Origin of the sequence: Pleurocapsa sp. PCC 7327, from assembly GCF_000317025.1 — a bacterium.
Lineage (GTDB): Bacteria > Cyanobacteriota > Cyanobacteriia > Cyanobacteriales > Microcystaceae > Hydrococcus.
The window spans coordinates 556,553-574,462 of record NC_019689.1 but is presented as its reverse complement, the minus strand read 5'-3'; the positions used below and the strand labels follow the sequence as shown (position 1 = coordinate 574,462).

The window sequence follows — 17,910 nt, the reverse complement described above, 5'->3', positions numbered from 1 at the left end:
TGCTAAACATTCGTACTCTCTTGGTGCAGTAAGCTTATGAACAATCCTAACATTCTCGACCCTAACTCCGTGCAAGCCTATCGTCATCGGGTACGGCTTTTAGGACAAGAACTTTGGGAAGAAACTAACCAACTCAGACGAATGAATATAGCCATGCTGTTAGCTGATGCAGCCACTCATCTAGCACGATTAGAGGCGGAAGAGTTGCAAAATCAGCATCCTCAAGAGTTTCGGCAACTATTGAACGCCAAAGAATCTTCGGTGCGATTTCAAGAAACCTCTTAGCTGACTACAATATAAGAGAATTTTTTCGTTATTCTTTTTAACCTAAGAACTGCGATCGCTGTCTATCATTCTGAATGATTCGCGATCTCGCCTAGCTTTTTTCTTTTCATACTGCTTTAGGCGATCGCGCTTTTGTTACTCTTTTTAACCAAAGAAATGCGATCGATCGCTTCGCTTCTTAGGATAGAAAACGAGGAGCGGCTCGCGCCGAGATTCTTTTCTGTTTATATGCAATAAAAAAAATGAGTGCGCTTCTTTAACAACGCACTCCTCATTACTAATGAGTTATTTTTCTCAGCGAAAAGCATTAGCTTTTTTGCTTGCGCTGACCCTTTCTCATAGTAGCGCCTGCTAGACCAGTCGCTGCTAGTAGACCTAACACGCTCGCTGGCTCTGGAACCTGCTCTATCCTAGCATTCAAGTTTCCAGACCAGGAATCAATGTTAACTACGTTACCTTGTACTGAAATGTAATTCAGAAAACTGGTCAAGTTATTGAAGGGGGTACCGGGTTGGCTGCTGAAAAGGACTTCACCACCAACGATTCCTTCTCCATCAACGGTTCGACCATCTGGTAGGTTAAATGTGCCTGTGACATCAAAGGCTACATTAATTCCTCTCGCCGTCTCCTTATATACGGGTGGGGTGGTTGAGCTTATATTGAAGGAAGTATTGAACTGGCTAGGATCGGTAACGGGCACAGTATTGCCAAAGTTGGAAGCAAAGCGGAGGAATTGAGGTACTGGCTCAAACGCTCCATTAACTGGCAAATCCCTAACGCGACCTGCCTGAGGTGGCGGTGGATTATTCGCAGCAAATACACCATCTGCTGAAGTGATATTAAATTCGCCAAATCCCGCTACTTGATCGGGAGCGGCAGGTGTTTGATCGCCAAACCAGCCAAAGTCAATAGTAGTAAGTGGACTCCCTTCTGGAGAGGTTATTCCTAGTCCTCTAGCCTCGATATTAGCTCCACCAATTTCTATAGTACCTATAATGGCGGCAGACGCTGGGTTTGCATTACAGAGCGCACTAGCTGAAAGAAAGGCTAAAGAGCCTATTGCGCTTGAAATCTTCCAATTCATAATTGCTTTATCCCTGCTAGTGTTTTTACGGTCAGCAATATCGCTTAACTCTCTCTAAATTTACTGTTCATATTCAAATTTGGTCAAGAGTTTTATATGAAATTTCGGTAAAGAGCTTCACATTCAAGTTAAATCAAGGATTTTAATGCAGGATCCCATATGAAGTTTTAGTAAAGTGGTTTATCAGCAAAATTTAATATGCATCACTGGAACAATTTTAATCTTGAGCCAAGTCAATAACTTCTTAATCTGAAAAAATACAGTTAGCTGAGTAGCTAAAACAGTAAGAGGGTGTAGAAGAAACATTCTTATCTATGGGAGTTTCAATTATCTGCAAGCACGGGTTTCCCCGTTTCTATTACCCGTTCCACAATATCCGCAGCTTGCACGACTCCACCTGCTTGACGTAGAGAATCTCGCAATCGCTCCGCATTTTGTCTATAAGATTTTTCAGTCAATACCTGTTGTATGGCAGTGCGGAGCCTAGATACGCTCAGGCGAGATACCGGAAGCATCTGTCCGGCACCAGTCCATTGCAAGCGAGCAGCAATACCGGGTTGCTCGAAGGTAATGGGAATAGCTACTAGGGGAACTCCGTAACTGAGAGCATCCAATACGGTGTTTAAACCAGCATGGGTAATGGCGAGTGTTGCTTTGGCTAAAACCTCCAGTTGAGGTGCATAAGAGACAACCAAAGGGGAGCCAGGGAGTTTTTGAGCTTGTTCCTCATTCATCCCACCGCCGTGAGTAATTACCAGTTGTACGTCTAAGGGTTCGCAAGCGGCAGCTATGCAGTGAAAGACATCATATTTACTAATTTGCAAAGTTCCCAAGGACGCGTAAATGAGGGGTTTATCAGTCAAGCGTTCCCATGGAAACGGAACGACTTGAGCCGATTGATTGCGCCAAGGTCCGGTGTAGTGAAAGCATTTGGGGAGAAACTGGCGAGGAAAATCAAAAGTAGTAGGTTGCTGGCTGATTTGCGCGAGTTGAGAGTTGGCAAAAAAGATATCCGAGCCTTTGAGAGGAGGCAATTTCCATTGTCGTCGATATCGAGCCACTACAACATGAAATGGTTGTACTGTAAGATCGCTGAGATAAGATGCGACCTGATTGCGTAGATGTACCCAGGAAGCTTCTTGATAAACCCAATGGGTAAAGATTGGAGGAATACCGGGTTCGCGATTGAGGGCAAGCGCATTGCAAATAGTGATGAAAGGAAGCTGTAAACGTTCGGCGACAGCAGCACCACCGGGTTCGAGTTGATCGATGAGAAGCGCTTCTACACCTGCCTTTTGAATAGCTTTAGGAGCATCGCGACAAACTACACCAGCTACCTGTTGATGATCTTGATGCCAGTAGATAATTGCTGGCGGTCCCTTAAGCTTTCCTAAATGGGCTAGGAATTTTTTGAGAGAACCAGGAGGGTAGACATCTTGACCGATGGGATGGAAATTGAACCCTTCTGCTAAGATTTTGGATTTGACATCTGGAATCTGAAAAAATGTGAGGTCGTGACCGCGCCTTTTGAGTTCCCTTCCCAAAGCCATCATTGGATTTAGATGACCGGGAAGAGCGGGACAGAGCATACCAAAATGGGTCATAATGGCAAATCTAACTCTCAAAAAAGTTTATTGTATTAGAGCGATGGGATAAGTTTTTTTCGTTTCTCTGTATTGAATAATATATTTTTTTTTGCGATCGCGTTAACTTTCGCTTTACCCAAGTAGAATTTAGCAAGCGATCGCTGATTTCGTGAAACCGATCGGGTGATATGCTAATTAAATTCTATCTGGATCTTATTTTGCGCTCGAAATCCAAAGATAAATGCCTATTCCACCAGAACTCGTCGATCTTGTTAACCGATTAAACCAGGAATTGGACGAGACTGAACGAGAAGCCACAGAAGGACTTAACCTACTCAGACCTTTATTATCACGTTTCCCAAGCAATGTTAGACTGATTCAATTCTTTGCTTTTTTCAATAATGGTCTACTTTTCATAGATATCTCCAGAAGACGAATACAGGCTATTGTTGAGAGGTTTCTAGCCTTTGATGTGACTGCTGAAGAAATTCAAGAAACAGGTGAAGATTTGAGTACTCTACTGGGGCAAATACTAGAGGCTAAAATAAGAGGAAAACTAATTCTTGATATCTTAGAAGATTTAAGATGAAAGAACTCCCAGACGAAAAGACGCTAGATAAACTGATCGAACTTGCTAAGGATTTTGAACAGCAAGCTAGAGAAGTATACGATCTCGCAACAGCAATAGACGAAAAGTGGCGAATTAGGTTAGAAAAAAAGCGAGAAGCTGCTATTAGACAAGCAGATAGAAAATAAACAGCGATCGCGCCTACTTATCTCACCCGATCGCTAAACAGTTTAAAGTAAGCGGAGACACAGAACTCTTTAATAGGAAAAGCAATAAACGTCAAAGGATTGATTGTCACGATGATATTGCGAACGTCCCGTTGAGCGAGATTAACAATCTGCTTCGCCACCCAATCGCCAGACATCACGCCAAAAGGATTGAGATCGCTTTTAAACGGTCCCAAAATCAGCTTGCGCACGATACAGGGAGCATCCAAGCGACGCAGGGTTATCAAGTCTCCTAGCGATCGCTTGCTCAGTTCGTAGAGAGGACTAAAAGCAGGACTGACTTCTGCTTCTGAGGTGTTAATCCAAACTTCTTTGCGAGCGATGTCTTCGTTAGTGCGGACGGTTTTAAAAAAGAGTTCCATCAATCGCCAACCCGAAAAGGTATTGATTTCGTAAGATTGGGCAATAGCTTCCTGGGTTCTCTTCCCAAAGCCGTTAATGCCGTGGTTGATAATCAATATATCTATTGACTCTAGTAGTTCTGCTAGCTCAGATTCTTTGCCAACTTGCCACCTAAGGGTTTTTATAGGCGTATTTTCCCCGTTGATGTCGAGAGTCACCGTTCGTTCCTTGGAAGTCAGAGCAATGACTTTTGCACCCTGCAGATGCAGATGCTTTAAGAGCGATCGCCCTAATGTTCCCGATGCTCCCGTTATGGCGATAGTTTTTCCCTTGAGAGAGAGGGCAGTCCCCATGAGCTTATCGACCAAAGTAAACGTACCGCTATAATAAGCCTTTTGATTGTCAAAATGATGTCGCCAGTGGTAGGGTCGATTGACCAACCAGCGAGCGGGTAAGCTGGTAAAAGCTCCGGGACGATGGGTGACATCGGTTAATTCGTCGGCGTAGGGAATGCCACTTCCTCGCGCGATCGCGCCGACTAAAAAACTTAGCGTATAAAGAGAACCTATCCAAGCCGTCCATTGATGGGGCAGAGCCAACGCTCTTGCGATCGCCCAAGGCAGGAGACTGAATAATAGCATCACTAGAGCTTCTGGTACGTCATTGTACCAATGGGCTTGTCGGTAGATCTGCTCGCTAACAGCCGATAAATCCGGGCGAAACACGCGATGATGCCAAACATGGAGGCGATACAATGGCTGCCAATGATGGGATAAGGCGTGGTAAAAATCTCGAACGAATTCCACCCAGAAAACCGAACCAACTGCCAAAGTTGTCGCCGTTATGATTGCCGTCGTCATAAAGTGATTAATCGAGCAGAGCGAAATTTAAATTTTAATCAAGAAATATGAACTACCCCACCGCCTCTACGAGTGGGGAATTCTTCAGACATTTCGTTAAAGATTGCAATAGCCATTATACGAGCAATTTAGACAGGCTCTAGCCAAAGGAAATTCACAAATATCAAAGAAAGTTAATAATCTTGGATAAAATAGACCCAAGATAACCCTAACCGCAGCTAGTGTAGCCAAAGTCTGCAACATTGTAATTAAAGCCAAACATCCAACTGCCAAAACCGATTATGCCAGAAAAATATTGGTCAGAAAATGAATCCGAGCAAGAGTTAGATCCCATTGGTTCCCTCTTGTCCGAATGGGTCGATCTAGAAGACGAAGAGGAAGAATTTAGAAGCGATTTTTTCGAGGGATTGTCGGGGCGCAGAAAGAAAGCCGCTTTCGTGTTGATGGCGGTTTGGAGTACGACGATCGCGCTTCACCTGGTTACCTGGGGAACCTGGGTAATCATGGGCATAACTGGACTGATGGTTATTCACGGACTGCGCTTGATGTCAGCCAAAGCAGAACCTACGCCAGACCCATTATCGGATGAAGCGTTAGCCAATGCGCCTTCTGTTTCCTTGCTAGTTGCTGCCAAAAACGAAGAATCGGTGATAGGCAATTTGGTGACAATGCTATGCAATCTAGACTATCCAACCGATAAATATGAAGTTTGGGTAATTGACGACCACAGCAGCGACAAAACGCCGCAAATTTTAGAAAAACTGGCACGACAATATCCTCAACTGCGAGTCGTTCGCCGTCCTGCGGGCGCAGGTGGCGGTAAATCGGGAGCGCTTAATCAAGTTTTACCCCAGACTCAGGGAGAGATTATCGGAGTATTCGATGCAGATGCAAAAATCACGCCAGACTTGCTCAGACGGGTACTGCCAATATTTGAAGCACAAGAGATAGGCGCAGTCCAGGTACGCAAAGCGATCGCCAACAGCGCCGTCAATTTCTGGACGCGGGGACAAATGACGGAAATGGCGCTAGATAGCTATTATCAGCAGCAGCGCATCGCAGTCGGAGGCATCGGCGAACTGCGGGGAAACGGTCAATTTGCTCGTCGTAGCGCCCTGCAACGGTGCGGCGGTTGGAACGAACAGACCATCACCGACGATCTCGATTTAACGATTCGCCTGCACTTGGATAATTGGAAAATTGGCTTTTTGCTCGATCCGGCTGTAGAAGAGGAAGGCGTTACCAGCGCGATCGCCTTGTGGCACCAGCGCAACCGTTGGGCAGAGGGCGGATATCAGCGCTATCTCGACTATTGGCGCTTGATTCTCAGCCAGCGGATGGGATTGAGGAAAAAGCTCGATCTGCTTTACTTCGCGTTGACGCAATATATTCTCCCAACCGCAGCCGTACCGGACTTTGTGATGGCGATCGCTCGCCATCGCTTGCCAATGCTGAGTCCGTTAACAGGCTTTACAATTTCTCTCGCATTTTTGGGAATGTTGGTAGGATTGCGTCGAACTTGCAGCGAGGAAAAATTAAGCTTTTTCAATCTAGCGACCATTACCTGGCAAACCCTGCGGGGCACGATTTACATGCTCCATTGGCTGGCGATTATCCCCAGCATAACAGCTCGCATGTCCGTGCGACCAAAGCGGCTCAAATGGGTGAAAACGGTTCACGAAGGAACCAGTGAAGGAAGCTTTGAGTTCTAGCCTACCAATTGCGATCCGCCAGCTTGAGTAATGCTATCCACATATCTGGCGGATTGGCATAGTAATTAATTGTCTCAACCCGATAGCAACAAAAGTCAAAGCCATTTGACAGGATCAGGCAATCGCCGCCTTCTATTCCTTGTCCTCGTCCTGTCATATAACCCTTATTTCCTTCCTCGATGGGTTCAAAGATGTAATCGTCTCCCCAGATAGAGGGGCTGTAATCGTGGGTTTTGGGCTTCCGCCCGGCTGGGCGAAAGCAAGAATGAACTCTCGATCTATTGACAAAATTCTCAAACATAAGTAAGTTATGGTTGGTGAATCGATTTATGTTTTCCTCAAGCCTTATTAGAATCGTTGTTCGTATTCGATAATAGCCCTGCTATCATCCGAGAAATTAGTAGAGCCTCGGATTACGGTATTGCCATTGATGCGGTATTGAAGCCCAAACTGAGGCAGTCGGTCAGTATTCAAAATTTTCATGGCGGAGAAAGAAACATCTTTTGTGAGATCGATTCCGGCTTCAGCCGCTATCCCGATTTGATTTCTGGAGATTCGCTCTTGTTCGTCAATTAAAGGCGTTGAGAAGATGCGAAACTCGCTAAGACCCAAGCGATCGCTCATCGCGTTTTGTATCGTTCCAGAGACGGCTGACCCAGCTAAATTAGTCAAACCCAGGGTGGTATCGCCGCGACCGAGAGTATTGACAAAACCTCCGCCTAAAAGCGCGATAATCTCTCGCTGAGTGCGAGGAGGAGTGCTGGTAAGTTCGAGGCTATTGGTCAGTTGACTGGCATACCCTTGTATCCTGGCTCGAATGCGAACGGTTTGCAAACTATCTAAGCTAGCCGTAAACGGATCGATAATTTCAGTCGAGGAAGGATTGGTCAGTACTGGGTCGCGGGTTGTCTCGGTTGCTGAAGTCAATAGCTGAACGTTCAAATAGGGGTCTAGCCCCCTCTTGGGAGAAAACTGAGCGCTGTTGTCCGCTCCTTTATCCAAACGGAACTGGGAAGCGAAGAGGTTGACTTGACCACTTTTGAGCGTAATTTTACCTTGCGGGCGGGGTTGAGAAAGGTTGCCATTTAAGGTCAAACTCCCCGATGCCAAGAAATTTAAAACGGGAGGTCGCACGATTTGGATATTGTCGGCTAAGGTGAGTTGCAGACGATCGAATTCCATTGATTTAAAGCCAAATTCACCGTTATCGCCGCCATTTCCCTTGCCGCCGTTTTCCGTAGCGTTTTCTTCTCCCAAAAGAACTTGACCGTCAAATAATCTCAGTTTGCCACCAATCTCCGGTTCTAGGACGCTCCCCGCAATCGCGACTTCCCCTCGCACGCCGCCTCGATAGAGTCCTTTGAGGTTAAGAGCGAGGTTATCTAGAGTCACTGTTAGAGGATTTAGCTGGGGCGTAGATTCGACGAGGGGTAAAGTGCCAGCTACCGCGACTTCACCGCCGCCAAATTTTCCTTTGAGACTTTCTACCTCAAGGCGGTCAAAATTGAAAAGAATTTTACCGTTAACTTCAGTTAAAGGCTCTTCGGGAATAACTTGAGCGCCTATCGTCGCATTGTTAAACGTAGCGATTCCTTCTGCTCGTAACTGACTGGGACGACCAAGTTGGCGATCGAATCGACCAGAAATATCCAGCGCTATCTCTCCCTCGCCATCAATCCAGGAGAGGGCATCTTTGCTGAGAATATCCAACAGTGCCATTCCTTCGTTTTTCACTTGCAGATTTAGTTGCAGGCGATCGCTGTCTAGTTTGACGGTGGAAAAAGGCATTTGATAGGGAATAGAGCCTTGTAGAATTATTGGCTGAGCTTGGTGATTTAGTTTACTGCTGGCTTGAAAATTCAGGCGACCGTTGTCGTAGGTAAAACTGCCTTGGGTGGTAGAAAGCGCAGTTTTATTGATGGTTGCCTTGGCGATCGCCAATTCTCCCGTTGCTTGCGGATTATCTCGACTGCCTCCGAGCTTCACATCTCCGTTGAGCAGCCCCCCAAACGTAACGGTTGGCGGCAAATCGACAAATTCTGAGAGCAGTTGGATGGGCACGTTTGCCAGTTGTAGTTGACCGGAGGGAATCTTGCCTCCTATGCTGCCAGAGAAAGCAAATAGACTTTCTCCCGATTGAATTTTCAAGGGTGCCAGCGAGACGATCCCATTATGAAAGCCGCCTTTGAGATCGATCTGGCTAAAGGCAAAATCTCGCCACTGCCACCCCTTCCCTTGAAAGTCAAAAGAGGCTTTTAAACCGCTATTGGGAGCATTGCTGACGACGAGATTGCCATCAAAAGTACCTTTTAATTCTGCCAATTCTGGCAAAGGAGAAGCTTCTTGGCGTTGTTTGCGCTGTCTTCTTAAGAGCGTTTCAATTTCTGAGATATGGCTCAGTTGGTTTAGTATAGAGGTTTCTGGCGTGCCGACGGAGAAAAGGGGATGATTGGGGACTGGAGATTTCTGGATTTCTGTATTCTGACTCCTGCCTTGGAACTTCACTTCCGACTCCGCCGCGCACGTAGCGGTAGCGTCCGAGCAGCGCCGACTTCCGACTTCATAAAGATCGGCTGCTTTATCGTAATCGGGGGCTTTGAGTCCGCGCGTTAAGTCCGATAATTCAAAGATTTGTAGGGTTTCGAGAACGTCTTGGATTTTTCCGCCAGAAACGGCAACTTCGGCTTGCCATTGCGAACCTCGTTGCGCGTTCGTCAGACTGCCGTTGAGGAGATATTGACTGTCATTTTTTTGTAATCGAGCATTTTGGAGGATAAAATTGCCATCTAAATAGCGGAAGTTGGCGGTTAAGCGATCGCCGCTGAGACTGCCAAAACGAGGATTGGCAATTTTCACTTGCTCTCCAGATAGTTCTGAGGTGTTGAGATTGAAGGCAAAGTCGCCCGATAGTTCTCCTGACAGCGGTTGGGCGAGCAAGGTTTCGGGTAAAGCGAATTGGGAGGTTGTGGCTATGTTTTTGAATAAGCCAACTCGTACATTATCTGCCTCTATCTGAAGCCATTCGTTTTTCCGAGTGCCCCTAACGCTCATCCGATCTAACGTCAGATCGAAAGAGACGGGCTGGTATTTAGGGTCGAGTGCTAGTTGAATTTCGTCTTCTCTGCCTGCTAGCGCAAGCTCTATTCCCTTTTCTGGCAGTTCTTTGACCGTTCCTTTAAGAGAGCGATCGAATTCAAGCCCTGCAACTTGCAGATTACCGATTGCTAAATTTCCATTAATCTTGGGCGATCGCAGCGTTCCCGCGATCGTGCCCTTAAAATCCAAGCTGCCCGAATAATCGAACCTAGCCAAACTGGCTGGCACAAAGAGAGAAAAAGCCTTCAGATCGGCTCTATTAGCAGCTACTTGTAACTCGAATCGTTCGATCGCACTAGGAGTTCCCAGTCGCTCGGTAGCAATGTCTGCCCATCCGCTAGCCTGAATTCCCTTAGCCGTGGCTTGTTGAATGTCCAATCGCCGACCGTTCCAGCTTATAGCTGTCGTCAACGGTTGCGCGATCGCGCCGATGCCGTGGCTAAATTTCAATTCCCCACTGGCTTGAATGTCTTTAAGAGTGGGATTTTCTATAGGGCCAAGAACCTGCAATTTTCCTGCTAAAGTTCCCCGTCCGTCCTTGGAGAACTGTTTTAACGCAACTCCATCGGGAATGACTGCTGCCTTGAATTTGCCATCAGCTAGTTGTAAATTCTCTGCCGCGATCGCGCCTTTCGATAGGGCTAGATTCGCCGTTCCATTTCCTCGAACAGTTTTCAGTAAATCCTCTACCCTTCCTGCTAGGTTAAAAGTTCCATTGAGGATCCCTGCAAATTCTGAAGGAACGTTCGGAAAAAGTTCGGTAACTTGGATGCCTTGCGCTTTTAGATCGCTTGTCCAGCGTCCATTTGCCAGGGTTAGCTCGTTTGCGGTTGCTACCCCTTGCGCGATCGCAATGCTAGCCGATCCCGTGGCGCGAATAGTCTCTGGTCGAAAAGAATCGAGCATTCCAGCAACGGCGAACGCACCAGTTAAACGCCCTTGATGGAGTTGAGGCGGCAAAGCTGGATTCAAACTCGCTAAACTAACGCCAAAAGTTTGCACGTTTCCTTGCCAGCGTCGGTTGGCAAATTGAAAATTCCTGGCGCTGACGCTTCCGCCACCCAATCGGAAATTAGCCAAACCAGTTGCTTGCAGCTTTTCTGGATTTTCTAGCGTTCCTAAAAACCGTGCTTGACCGGAAACCAGTCCGGGATTGACAGGTAAATGGGTTTGATAGAGGCGAGCGATCGCTTGGGCTGGAACGTTAGTCGCCTGAAGGTCGAAAATGTATTTGGAATCCTGTCCCTTCCCCTGTGCCTTCTGATTTCCGACTTCCGACTTCTGACTTTCAAACTGAACCCTTCCCGTCCCCGTTAACTTTCCGCCTACGGTAGGGACGGCTTGAAATCTGTCAATAAAAAGATTAGAGTCGATTAGTTGTAAATTGGCGCGGCTACCGGGGCGAAAGTCTACGCGATCGACGCGAGTTTGTTTAGTTGTAACCACGTCGAGAGTCAGTTGCGGGCGATCGATCCATCCCGAAACCCTAATGTCGGCTTGAATTTCTCCTAAAATTGGTACGGATGGTTTTTGCAGCTTTAATGCCTCAATAACTTGTTGTATTCGAATAGGTTGCGTTTTTGCGGTCAGCGCATAGCCTTTTTGCAGGTTGATAGTCCCATTAGCAACCCCAGGAATAGATCCAAAAACAGAAGTGACATTTTCTAGGCGAATCTCGGTTCCCTGAAAGCGCAGTTGACCGTTGCTGCGAGTAAAGGGTTGGGTCAGTGCGGAGATCTGTGCGGTTACTTCTTGCAGGCTGGCAACCCCATTGACGCGAGGAATTTGTTTGGGTCTAAGTTTGACTTCTAGGTTGGCACCGATTGTTCCCATTGAAATATCGAAAGGAAGGGCGAGCAAATTATCGACATCAGACGCTTGCAGCTTATTTCCCCGAACGATTAGGTTAATCGCTTCTGTTTTTGGAATGCCAACTCCTGAAACCTCAAGTTCTCCTCCATTGGCGAGTTCTCCCGATAAGTCAAACTCGATAATTTTCCCGGCATCGATAAACTCTGCTTTTCCCGTATCGATTAATATCTTGACGGGCTTTTGTAGTTTACCTGCTGGCGATCGCGCTGCTAAGATGATTTGTGCGTCTTGCAGTTGCAGAGTCTTGACGTTCACTTTGAATCGGCCTTCCGAACCCTCTCTTTTGGTTGAATCAAACTGAGTTACCAACCAATTTCTTTTTTTGCCTTGTTCTAGATAAATATTGGGTTGAATCGCAGTAACGTTAAGCTGTAATTCTCTTTTGGCAAGTAATAGGAAGGGATCGAAGGTTACGTCTACAGCAGTAATAGAAACTTTAGCGGGATCGGTGGGAGTCGATAAGATTTCGCTAGCACCTAAGCGCGCGCCAAATAGCGAAATGCCCTCAAGCGAACCGAGTTTGACTGGGCGATTGAGAAAATCTGTCAGTTCCTCCTCTACTAGAGGAACTAGCTGGCGCTGAATAAAAAACCATCCGTAGGCAAGTCCGCCACCGAGACTGACCAAGACGAGACTTCCGCCCCAGACCGACAAGCGCCGCTTCCATTGCGATCTTTTAGGGAGTTTTGGATCTGGCTTTTGAGTTAACTTGACTTCCGGTTCGTTATTTTCCTTGTCTGAATCGGATTTGTCTGTCATCATAAGCCTTTTCCACCCTTTGTAACAGTCTGACTAGCCAGTCGGCAACATTGCCTTTCAATTATAAAGAGTGAAATTTCGTGCTTAAGTTTCGTCAGATACGTCAATCATTTCGTTGCTTGAATTAGTTTGATTGATTTAGGCGATTTGATTGAAGGTCGGCACTAGGGGAGCTATTAATTAAATAGACTGAAATTCCTATTGGGTCTTCTTTGGAAGACTTTTTCGAGCAGACAGGAAATTAATTACAAGAACAGTTGTTGAGAATGATGCAAGATCCCGGTTAACTAAGACCGCACATTCTCGCCAATCCAATTCAAGTAAGACTGAGAACCCGCTACAATTGGCAAAGCAATAATTTCTGGCACTTGGTAGGAGTGTAGTTCTTTAATTTTTGCCTCTAGCACTGAAAACCGAGATAGATTGGTTTTAATAAGCAACTGCCATTCTTCTTCTGAATTAACCTGGCCCTGCCAAGTGTAAATCGATCGCACTGGCAGCAAGGTAACGCAAGCAGCTAATTTCAACTCTACCAAAGCCGATGCGATCGCTTCTCCTTCTGCTTGAGAAGAAGCCGTTACCAGTACGATTCCGTAATCAGTAGCCTTTTGCTCCATTAACTATCACTAGCCTTTTGTTTCATTACAGGTTATCCCAAAAGTATAGTATGTTATGTTGAGCGTCGCGATCGCTAGGCAAAACATCTTATACAATTCACAATTAATAATTAACAATTAACAATTCGCATTGAGCATCTGTAGCGTTCTTTTTTAGAAATGGTATTACGGCTTACGGAGTGTGTGCGTCAGTTCACAATTTGCAATTCAAAAAAGTCTTATAAAAAAAGATCCGATAGGAATTTCAGTCGATTTTAATCGAGTTGAGCTTTGAGCCTAGAACTTTAGTTCTAGGCGTTGATGCCAAAGGGACAAGTCTGAGATAGAGAATTGATTATCTGGCTACTAGAATCAAATAGATCTGCTACAAGCCTAACTGTTTTTGGCTCGCAATCCTCCAAATAAGGCAATCTCAAAAACTTTCATAAAACAATCCACATCGACAAAACCAATTTCTCTAAGCCACTGACACTGAGTTTCTACAAGGGTTAATATATTCGCAGTTTTATCGGAGCGATTATAGTATTGTCGAGCGATTTCTTCTCTAGACTGCTGTGAACCTTGCTTTTGATGAAAAGAACAAAGTGCATCGACAAATAAGCGATCGAAACCCTCTTCTCCTAGTTTCGATTGAGAAGCAACATGTTCTAAATTTAGAAATACTCCACCCGGTTTGAGAATTTGATAAATCTCTTGATAAAGTTCTTTCTTTCTCTCATCGGATAAGTGATGAATAGCAAAGCCAGAAACAATAACATCAAAAGGAGCTTCTTGAGTGACTGAATTAAGCCATTCTTTTTTACCAAAATCTTGAAGAATAAAAACAGAATTGTTACTCTCCATTTTCAGATTATTTTTAGCTGCTCGTAGCATATTTTCAGAAATATCTAAAAAACTGCCTTTAGCTTTGGGATAGTGTTGATAAATCGACCGACCTAAAATCCCGTTTCCGCAGCCTAAATCTAAGAAATTTTCTACCTTAGTTTGAGTTAATTGAATAACCCGAAGGAGAATATCGATTTGCTCTGCTGCTAGAGGAATGGCTCCTCGCACTCCTTCTAAAAAAGCTTTTGATAGTTCGGCGTTTTTCCAGACTTCATAGTTTTTATCTTGAGAACTTGTTTGAGATTCCATTTTTGATTTTTGCCTTTTACTCTTTACCTTTTTCCTTGTTTATGGTTCTGGAAATCGCCAATTATTACGATTCCATCGATCGATTCCTTGGATTTCAAATTCTAAACCGTTCTCAAAGCGAACGATACAATTGGTATAACTCGAATCGCCATCAGAAACTTCAGAAATGTCGATTACCTGGCAGGGAAACCACTCGTAACTAGCGGAATCTTCTGGTTGAACCCACTCCCATAGAGCGTTGCAAACCTCAATGCGATCGCCAACTTTGAGCGTTTCGTCGGTTAGCTGTTGTTTGTATTTTGCCAGATGAATTGGCTGAACTCGACTTAGCCAACCAAACCCATATTCGTCGCGGATAAATTGAACGGCGCCGGAATCGCGATTATTCAGCCAATCATTAAGTAACGTAATTTTCCAGTCTTGATTTTGCCGTTGCCGATCTTGTATGAATTCTAATAAAGTCTGACGTTGTTCTAATGTTAATTCGTCGAGGGGGTTGTCCTCAATATTTGGCTGAGTTGTTAGTTTTTCGACAGTCACTTTGAGCAAAATTTCTTTTTGCCTGTCTGTCAGCGGCAAAAACGCTTGTTCGCATTGAAGAAATGCGGCTTTTAGTGCTGCCTCAATCTCAGCTTGGTTCATAGCTTTTTGGGCAAGCTAATTCTTGAGCATGGGTTAGGCATTGCCATCCCCTTGCGGGCGATCGTTTCGTCGCCAAGATCTCGAATAGCGGTACGACTTAACTTCATCAACGATTCGCGCTAAGCTGAAAGACGAACAAACGTTATCTAGTCTTACAGTCTATGGGATTTCGCGCTTTAACTGTTATAGTTGTTTCTGGCTTGTTGTGGATTTTTAGTTGGATAGCAACTCCTGCCGCTTTAGCACTGACCCAAATTCAACTCTTCGATATCTCTTACACTGATTGTCCTCCCGAATTTGCTGAGGGAAACGTTACCAGTGGCGGATCGAGCGACCCTGCCAACTGCTTTATGATAACGGGTAAAGCCAAGAATCCTTCTGGTAAAACCGTTTACGATGCAGACGTTTTCGGTCGCATCTACGATGCCAATGGCGAACCTGCTTTGCAAAACCGAGGTCGCATTGGCTCGATACCTGAAGTTCCGCCCGGCATCAGTAATTTTGAAGTTAGAATTTCAGTTCCTGCCAATCAACCGACACCTTTAAAGTTGGAACAGTTTAAAGCCTCTGGTTTTAGTGGCAGCGTCCGCCCCAATATTCAGCGACTTGACTAGAAATTAGCCGAAACTGTAGGCTCCTCGACTGACAACTTGCACTAGCAATTGCCCGACGACTTGTAAAACGATAATTGCCAACCACGGAGAAAAATCGATTCCGCCTAGCGGTGGGATGAGGGAACGGAAAAGATTGAGATAGGGGTCAGTAATGGGACTTAGAAAAGATATGCCTTGATAAGCCCAACCTGCCGTTTGAAACCAAGTTAGCAGAATACGAATAAATATTAGTAACGTGTAGATCTGAATAAAGTTTAGGATAACGGTAGTTAAAAACATCAGTCCAAATTTTTCCTTATTCAATAGTTAAGGGTTTACAGATTATATTAACTTGACATCCTAGATTATTGAAGTCATACCAAATTCAAAAATTCCTGCAACAAATTAATCCCTAGGGGGATGGCAACGCCTTCTGTAGTAAAAATCGATCGCAAATTTAGTTACGATCTCGCCTCAATTTGTTGTACGACTGTAAGGGCAGAATAACTGACTCCTGCCGTTCCTTCTCCTGGGTGGGTAGAATCGCCTGCTAACCAGAGGTTTTTAATTGGGGTGCGAGTGGCAATACCAAAAGGACCAAAGGTAGAAATTCGCTGACCGACTCCGCCGACCATCCCTTTCTCTCGCGCCGTAAAGCGGGCAAAGGTTCTGGGGGTGGCAGCTTCTTGATGCACGATAGTTTCTGGGGTCAGATGAAAGTACTCTCCTAAGCGCGCGATCGCTTCTTGGGTATATTGTTCTTTTAGAGCCTTATAATCTTCTTTGGTTTTCTGCCACCAGAGCTGGGTATCCGTAAAAGACGAGGCAATAATTGTCGCTTTTCCTTCTGGTGCACGTCCGTCCCCCGGTTTGCTGACCGAGACAAACAGCGAATTATTCTCGCCGATAGGTCCGTTGTAGTCGTAGAGAAACTGCAAGTGTGGCGGACAGCCTTCTGGGATGGCACTGCGATCTACTCCTAGATAAACTACAAATGCTCCCGAAGCTTCTGGGAGTTTATCGACGCGACGCTTATAGTTATTTGTCCTTTGTCCTTGGTCATTAGTCATCGGTAATAGTTGGACTAAATTCCGGACTGTGACGTTGGCAACGATAATATCGGCTTCTTGCGTCCAGACTTGGTTGGTTTTGAGGTGGCGAACTTTTACGCCAGTAACCCGTCCGGATTTGGTGTAAATCTGTTCGACACTATGGCGCATAAATAATTTACCGCCGTATTTTTCCAGGGCTTCTACCAGGCGATCGCTTAATACTTGCATGCTACCTTGAAGGTGAAACAAGCCCTGGGGTTCCTGAGAAACTGCCAATGCCGTCGCTGCGTACAAGAGTGCCGTTTCATCGGCATCCACTTGGGAATACAGCTTCAGTTGCAAATCGAGAAATTTCTTGAGACGCTTATCTTTGTGCAACCCGTACAACCGCAAGGCATCTCCCACCGTCATTAGCGTAAACGGCACGGTAATTAAGGTATCCAGTCGCACTGCCGAGAGCAACCGCCATAAATCCCAGAGATTGCGAGGCGGCAAAACAGGATCGCGGGATTGAAACTTCCAACTTGCCCGAAATAATCTTGCTATTAACTGCCAGAAAGGTTCGCTTCCAGGAAACTGTCGCTGTCTTTCGGCATGCCACTTTTGAGGATCTCGCCAGACGTTAATCGGTTCTTTTTCTCCCGGTAAAAATACGACACAAGCGGGATCGCAAGTAGTAGCGGCAGGCAATTCGACTCCCAGTTCTGCAAAAATCCGATGATGAATGCCTCCTGGCTCTAATCCAGCTACCTGAGTTGCCCCGACATCGAACGTAAAGCCGCGACGTTTGAAGGTAGAGGCGCATCCCCCCGGTACAAAGGCTTGGTCGAAAATAGTGACTTTGTAGCCTCGACGGGCAAGCAGTGCGCCTGCGGTTAGTCCGCCGATGCCTGCACCGACGACAAGAACGCGGGTTTGTTCATGACTGCCTTGGCTACTTGGCATCTTTTGATCTTAGTATTTCTTAATATTTCTTCTTATATGGTAACTAGCAAGGGAAAGCAGTGTGGAAAAGCAGGGCTATTTCATTATTAACTTAATTGCCGTAAGTCCCCACTGAATTCGGTACTCCGAATCGGTGATGGGATTGCTCTGGCGGGCGACAACGAAGGGATCTCCGACCAATGCCATAAGGCGAGGGAGGAGATGCTTGAGGAGTCGCCAATGTTAGTTCGGTGGTGTAGGCTAGAGCCATCGCTTCCTAGATAGTTGTATAGACTTTCAACAATATTTCAGCCTATAGTCTAGGGAGCTTTTTTCTACCCTTGTGCTTTTTGCTACTTTCCAAACATCCTCTAAGCATGGAATGCCGTCAGATTACTTGATTGAGCAACTCAACAAATGCGCGAAATCTGCCATCCCCATGAAGCTCCTGCTTACATCGAATCTTGGGGAGCGTTAGAAGTGTTAGCTATCCGTGGCGATATGGCAGACTTAGAATCGATCGGCTTGTGCCGCTGTCCGAACTGACTATTGCCTAG

Annotated in this window: 17 protein-coding genes; 6 read left to right on the top strand and 11 right to left on the bottom strand. The window is 45.7% G+C overall.

Annotated elements, in window-relative coordinates; all coding sequences use genetic code 11:
- Positions 1-36: 36 nt before the first annotated feature.
- Positions 37-285 (top strand): hypothetical protein, encoded by a 249-nt coding sequence (locus PLE7327_RS02460; protein ID WP_015142280.1) that lies wholly within the window; start codon positions 37-39, stop codon positions 283-285.
- A gap of 307 nt (positions 286-592) precedes the next feature.
- On the opposite strand, the gene PLE7327_RS02455 is transcribed toward PLE7327_RS02460, so the two are convergent.
- Both PLE7327_RS02455 and PLE7327_RS02450 read right to left on the bottom strand, forming a co-directional pair.
- A complete protein-coding gene (locus PLE7327_RS02455) occupies positions 593-1,369 on the bottom strand; it encodes a PEP-CTERM sorting domain-containing protein (RefSeq protein WP_015142279.1) in 777 nt (258 codons plus the stop codon).
- Positions 1,370-1,692: 323 nt separating this feature from the next.
- Positions 1,693-2,973, bottom strand: a complete 1,281-nt coding sequence (locus PLE7327_RS02450; RefSeq protein ID WP_015142278.1) for a glycosyltransferase — start codon at positions 2,971-2,973, stop codon at positions 1,693-1,695.
- A gap of 223 nt (positions 2,974-3,196) precedes the next feature.
- Here PLE7327_RS02450 and PLE7327_RS02445 point away from each other — a divergent pair, with 223 nt between their 5' ends.
- Positions 3,197-3,544 carry a hypothetical protein gene (locus PLE7327_RS02445; RefSeq protein WP_015142277.1) on the top strand — a complete coding sequence of 116 codons (348 nt, stop codon included), beginning with the start codon at positions 3,197-3,199 and terminating at the stop codon, positions 3,542-3,544.
- The gene (locus PLE7327_RS24680; RefSeq protein WP_015142276.1) at positions 3,541-3,711 is read left to right on the top strand and encodes a hypothetical protein; all 171 of its coding nucleotides are present in this window, start codon (positions 3,541-3,543) and stop codon (positions 3,709-3,711) included. The genes PLE7327_RS02445 and PLE7327_RS24680 overlap by 4 nt, the downstream gene beginning before the upstream one ends.
- A gap of 17 nt (positions 3,712-3,728) precedes the next feature.
- Here the strand turns inward: PLE7327_RS24680 and PLE7327_RS02440 are convergent, their stop codons facing one another.
- The gene (locus PLE7327_RS02440) at positions 3,729-4,952 is read right to left on the bottom strand and encodes a bifunctional sterol desaturase/short chain dehydrogenase (RefSeq protein ID WP_015142275.1); all 1,224 of its coding nucleotides are present in this window, start codon (positions 4,950-4,952) and stop codon (positions 3,729-3,731) included.
- Between the two features lie 281 nt (positions 4,953-5,233).
- Between PLE7327_RS02440 and PLE7327_RS02435 the strand changes: the two genes are divergently transcribed.
- Entirely contained in the window at positions 5,234-6,664 is a 1,431-nt protein-coding gene (locus PLE7327_RS02435) for a glycosyltransferase family 2 protein (RefSeq protein ID WP_015142274.1), read from the top strand.
- A 1-nt stretch (position 6,665) separates the two neighbouring features.
- Here the strand turns inward: PLE7327_RS02435 and PLE7327_RS02430 are convergent, their stop codons facing one another.
- From PLE7327_RS02430 to PLE7327_RS02410, 5 genes are all read right to left on the bottom strand, one after another.
- Positions 6,666-6,965, bottom strand: coding sequence for a hypothetical protein (locus tag PLE7327_RS02430; protein WP_015142273.1), 300 nt, complete (start codon positions 6,963-6,965; stop codon positions 6,666-6,668).
- 47 nt (positions 6,966-7,012) lie between these two features.
- Entirely contained in the window at positions 7,013-12,394 is a 5,382-nt protein-coding gene (locus PLE7327_RS02425; protein WP_015142272.1) for a translocation/assembly module TamB domain-containing protein, read from the bottom strand.
- Between the two features lie 284 nt (positions 12,395-12,678).
- Positions 12,679-13,008, bottom strand: coding sequence for a divalent-cation tolerance protein CutA (gene cutA / locus PLE7327_RS02420; protein WP_015142271.1), 330 nt, complete (start codon positions 13,006-13,008; stop codon positions 12,679-12,681).
- 372 nt (positions 13,009-13,380) lie between these two features.
- Positions 13,381-14,142 carry a class I SAM-dependent methyltransferase gene (locus PLE7327_RS02415; RefSeq protein ID WP_015142270.1) on the bottom strand — a complete coding sequence of 254 codons (762 nt, stop codon included), beginning with the start codon at positions 14,140-14,142 and terminating at the stop codon, positions 13,381-13,383.
- A gap of 39 nt (positions 14,143-14,181) precedes the next feature.
- On the bottom strand, positions 14,182-14,784 hold the full coding sequence (locus PLE7327_RS02410; RefSeq protein ID WP_015142269.1) for a hypothetical protein: 603 nt from the start codon (positions 14,782-14,784) through the stop codon (positions 14,182-14,184).
- Positions 14,785-14,945: 161 nt separating this feature from the next.
- On the opposite strand from PLE7327_RS02410, the gene PLE7327_RS02405 reads away from it, so the two are divergent.
- Positions 14,946-15,398 (top strand): hypothetical protein, encoded by a 453-nt coding sequence (locus tag PLE7327_RS02405; RefSeq protein WP_015142268.1) that lies wholly within the window; start codon positions 14,946-14,948, stop codon positions 15,396-15,398.
- Between the two features lie 3 nt (positions 15,399-15,401).
- Here the strand turns inward: PLE7327_RS02405 and PLE7327_RS02400 are convergent, their stop codons facing one another.
- The 3 genes from PLE7327_RS02400 to PLE7327_RS24675 all read right to left on the bottom strand — a co-directional run bounded on the left by PLE7327_RS02400 (position 15,402) and on the right by PLE7327_RS24675 (position 17,624).
- On the bottom strand, positions 15,402-15,677 hold the full coding sequence (locus PLE7327_RS02400) for a YggT family protein (RefSeq protein WP_015142267.1): 276 nt from the start codon (positions 15,675-15,677) through the stop codon (positions 15,402-15,404).
- Between the two features lie 161 nt (positions 15,678-15,838).
- Positions 15,839-17,374, bottom strand: a complete 1,536-nt coding sequence (gene crtD / locus PLE7327_RS02395) for a C-3',4' desaturase CrtD (RefSeq protein WP_015142266.1) — start codon at positions 17,372-17,374, stop codon at positions 15,839-15,841.
- A 91-nt stretch (positions 17,375-17,465) separates the two neighbouring features.
- Positions 17,466-17,624 (bottom strand): hypothetical protein, encoded by a 159-nt coding sequence (locus tag PLE7327_RS24675; protein ID WP_186005360.1) that lies wholly within the window; start codon positions 17,622-17,624, stop codon positions 17,466-17,468.
- A 146-nt stretch (positions 17,625-17,770) separates the two neighbouring features.
- On the opposite strand from PLE7327_RS24675, the gene PLE7327_RS26095 reads away from it, so the two are divergent.
- Complete coding sequence (locus tag PLE7327_RS26095) at positions 17,771-17,899, top strand: hypothetical protein (RefSeq protein ID WP_015142264.1); 129 nt, start codon at positions 17,771-17,773, stop codon at positions 17,897-17,899.
- Positions 17,900-17,910 lie beyond the last annotated feature (11 nt).

What these genes read in the sequence shown, in the direction of transcription:
- PLE7327_RS02440 (WP_015142275.1), bottom strand. Translation starts at nt 4,952, where the DNA reads ATGACGACGGCAATCATAACGGCGACAACTTTGGCAGTTGGTTCGGTT.
- PLE7327_RS02430 (WP_015142273.1), bottom strand. Translation starts at nt 6,965, where the DNA reads ATGTTTGAGAATTTTGTCAATAGATCGAGAGTTCATTCTTGCTTTCGC.
- PLE7327_RS02400 (WP_015142267.1), bottom strand. Translation starts at nt 15,677, where the DNA reads ATGTTTTTAACTACCGTTATCCTAAACTTTATTCAGATCTACACGTTA.
- PLE7327_RS02410 (WP_015142269.1), bottom strand. Translation starts at nt 14,784, where the DNA reads ATGAACCAAGCTGAGATTGAGGCAGCACTAAAAGCCGCATTTCTTCAA.
- PLE7327_RS24675 (WP_186005360.1), bottom strand. Translation starts at nt 17,624, where the DNA reads ATGGCTCTAGCCTACACCACCGAACTAACATTGGCGACTCCTCAAGCA.
- crtD (WP_015142266.1), bottom strand. Translation starts at nt 17,374, where the DNA reads ATGCCAAGTAGCCAAGGCAGTCATGAACAAACCCGCGTTCTTGTCGTC.
- PLE7327_RS24680 (WP_015142276.1), top strand. Translation starts at nt 3,541, where the DNA reads ATGAAAGAACTCCCAGACGAAAAGACGCTAGATAAACTGATCGAACTT.
- cutA (WP_015142271.1), bottom strand. Translation starts at nt 13,008, where the DNA reads ATGGAGCAAAAGGCTACTGATTACGGAATCGTACTGGTAACGGCTTCT.
- PLE7327_RS02455 (WP_015142279.1), bottom strand. Translation starts at nt 1,369, where the DNA reads ATGAATTGGAAGATTTCAAGCGCAATAGGCTCTTTAGCCTTTCTTTCA.
- PLE7327_RS02425 (WP_015142272.1), bottom strand. Translation starts at nt 12,394, where the DNA reads ATGATGACAGACAAATCCGATTCAGACAAGGAAAATAACGAACCGGAA.
- PLE7327_RS02445 (WP_015142277.1), top strand. Translation starts at nt 3,197, where the DNA reads ATGCCTATTCCACCAGAACTCGTCGATCTTGTTAACCGATTAAACCAG.
- PLE7327_RS02460 (WP_015142280.1), top strand. Translation starts at nt 37, where the DNA reads ATGAACAATCCTAACATTCTCGACCCTAACTCCGTGCAAGCCTATCGT.
- PLE7327_RS26095 (WP_015142264.1), top strand. Translation starts at nt 17,771, where the DNA reads ATGCGCGAAATCTGCCATCCCCATGAAGCTCCTGCTTACATCGAATCT.
- PLE7327_RS02405 (WP_015142268.1), top strand. Translation starts at nt 14,946, where the DNA reads ATGGGATTTCGCGCTTTAACTGTTATAGTTGTTTCTGGCTTGTTGTGG.
- PLE7327_RS02450 (WP_015142278.1), bottom strand. Translation starts at nt 2,973, where the DNA reads ATGACCCATTTTGGTATGCTCTGTCCCGCTCTTCCCGGTCATCTAAAT.
- PLE7327_RS02415 (WP_015142270.1), bottom strand. Translation starts at nt 14,142, where the DNA reads ATGGAATCTCAAACAAGTTCTCAAGATAAAAACTATGAAGTCTGGAAA.
- PLE7327_RS02435 (WP_015142274.1), top strand. Translation starts at nt 5,234, where the DNA reads ATGCCAGAAAAATATTGGTCAGAAAATGAATCCGAGCAAGAGTTAGAT.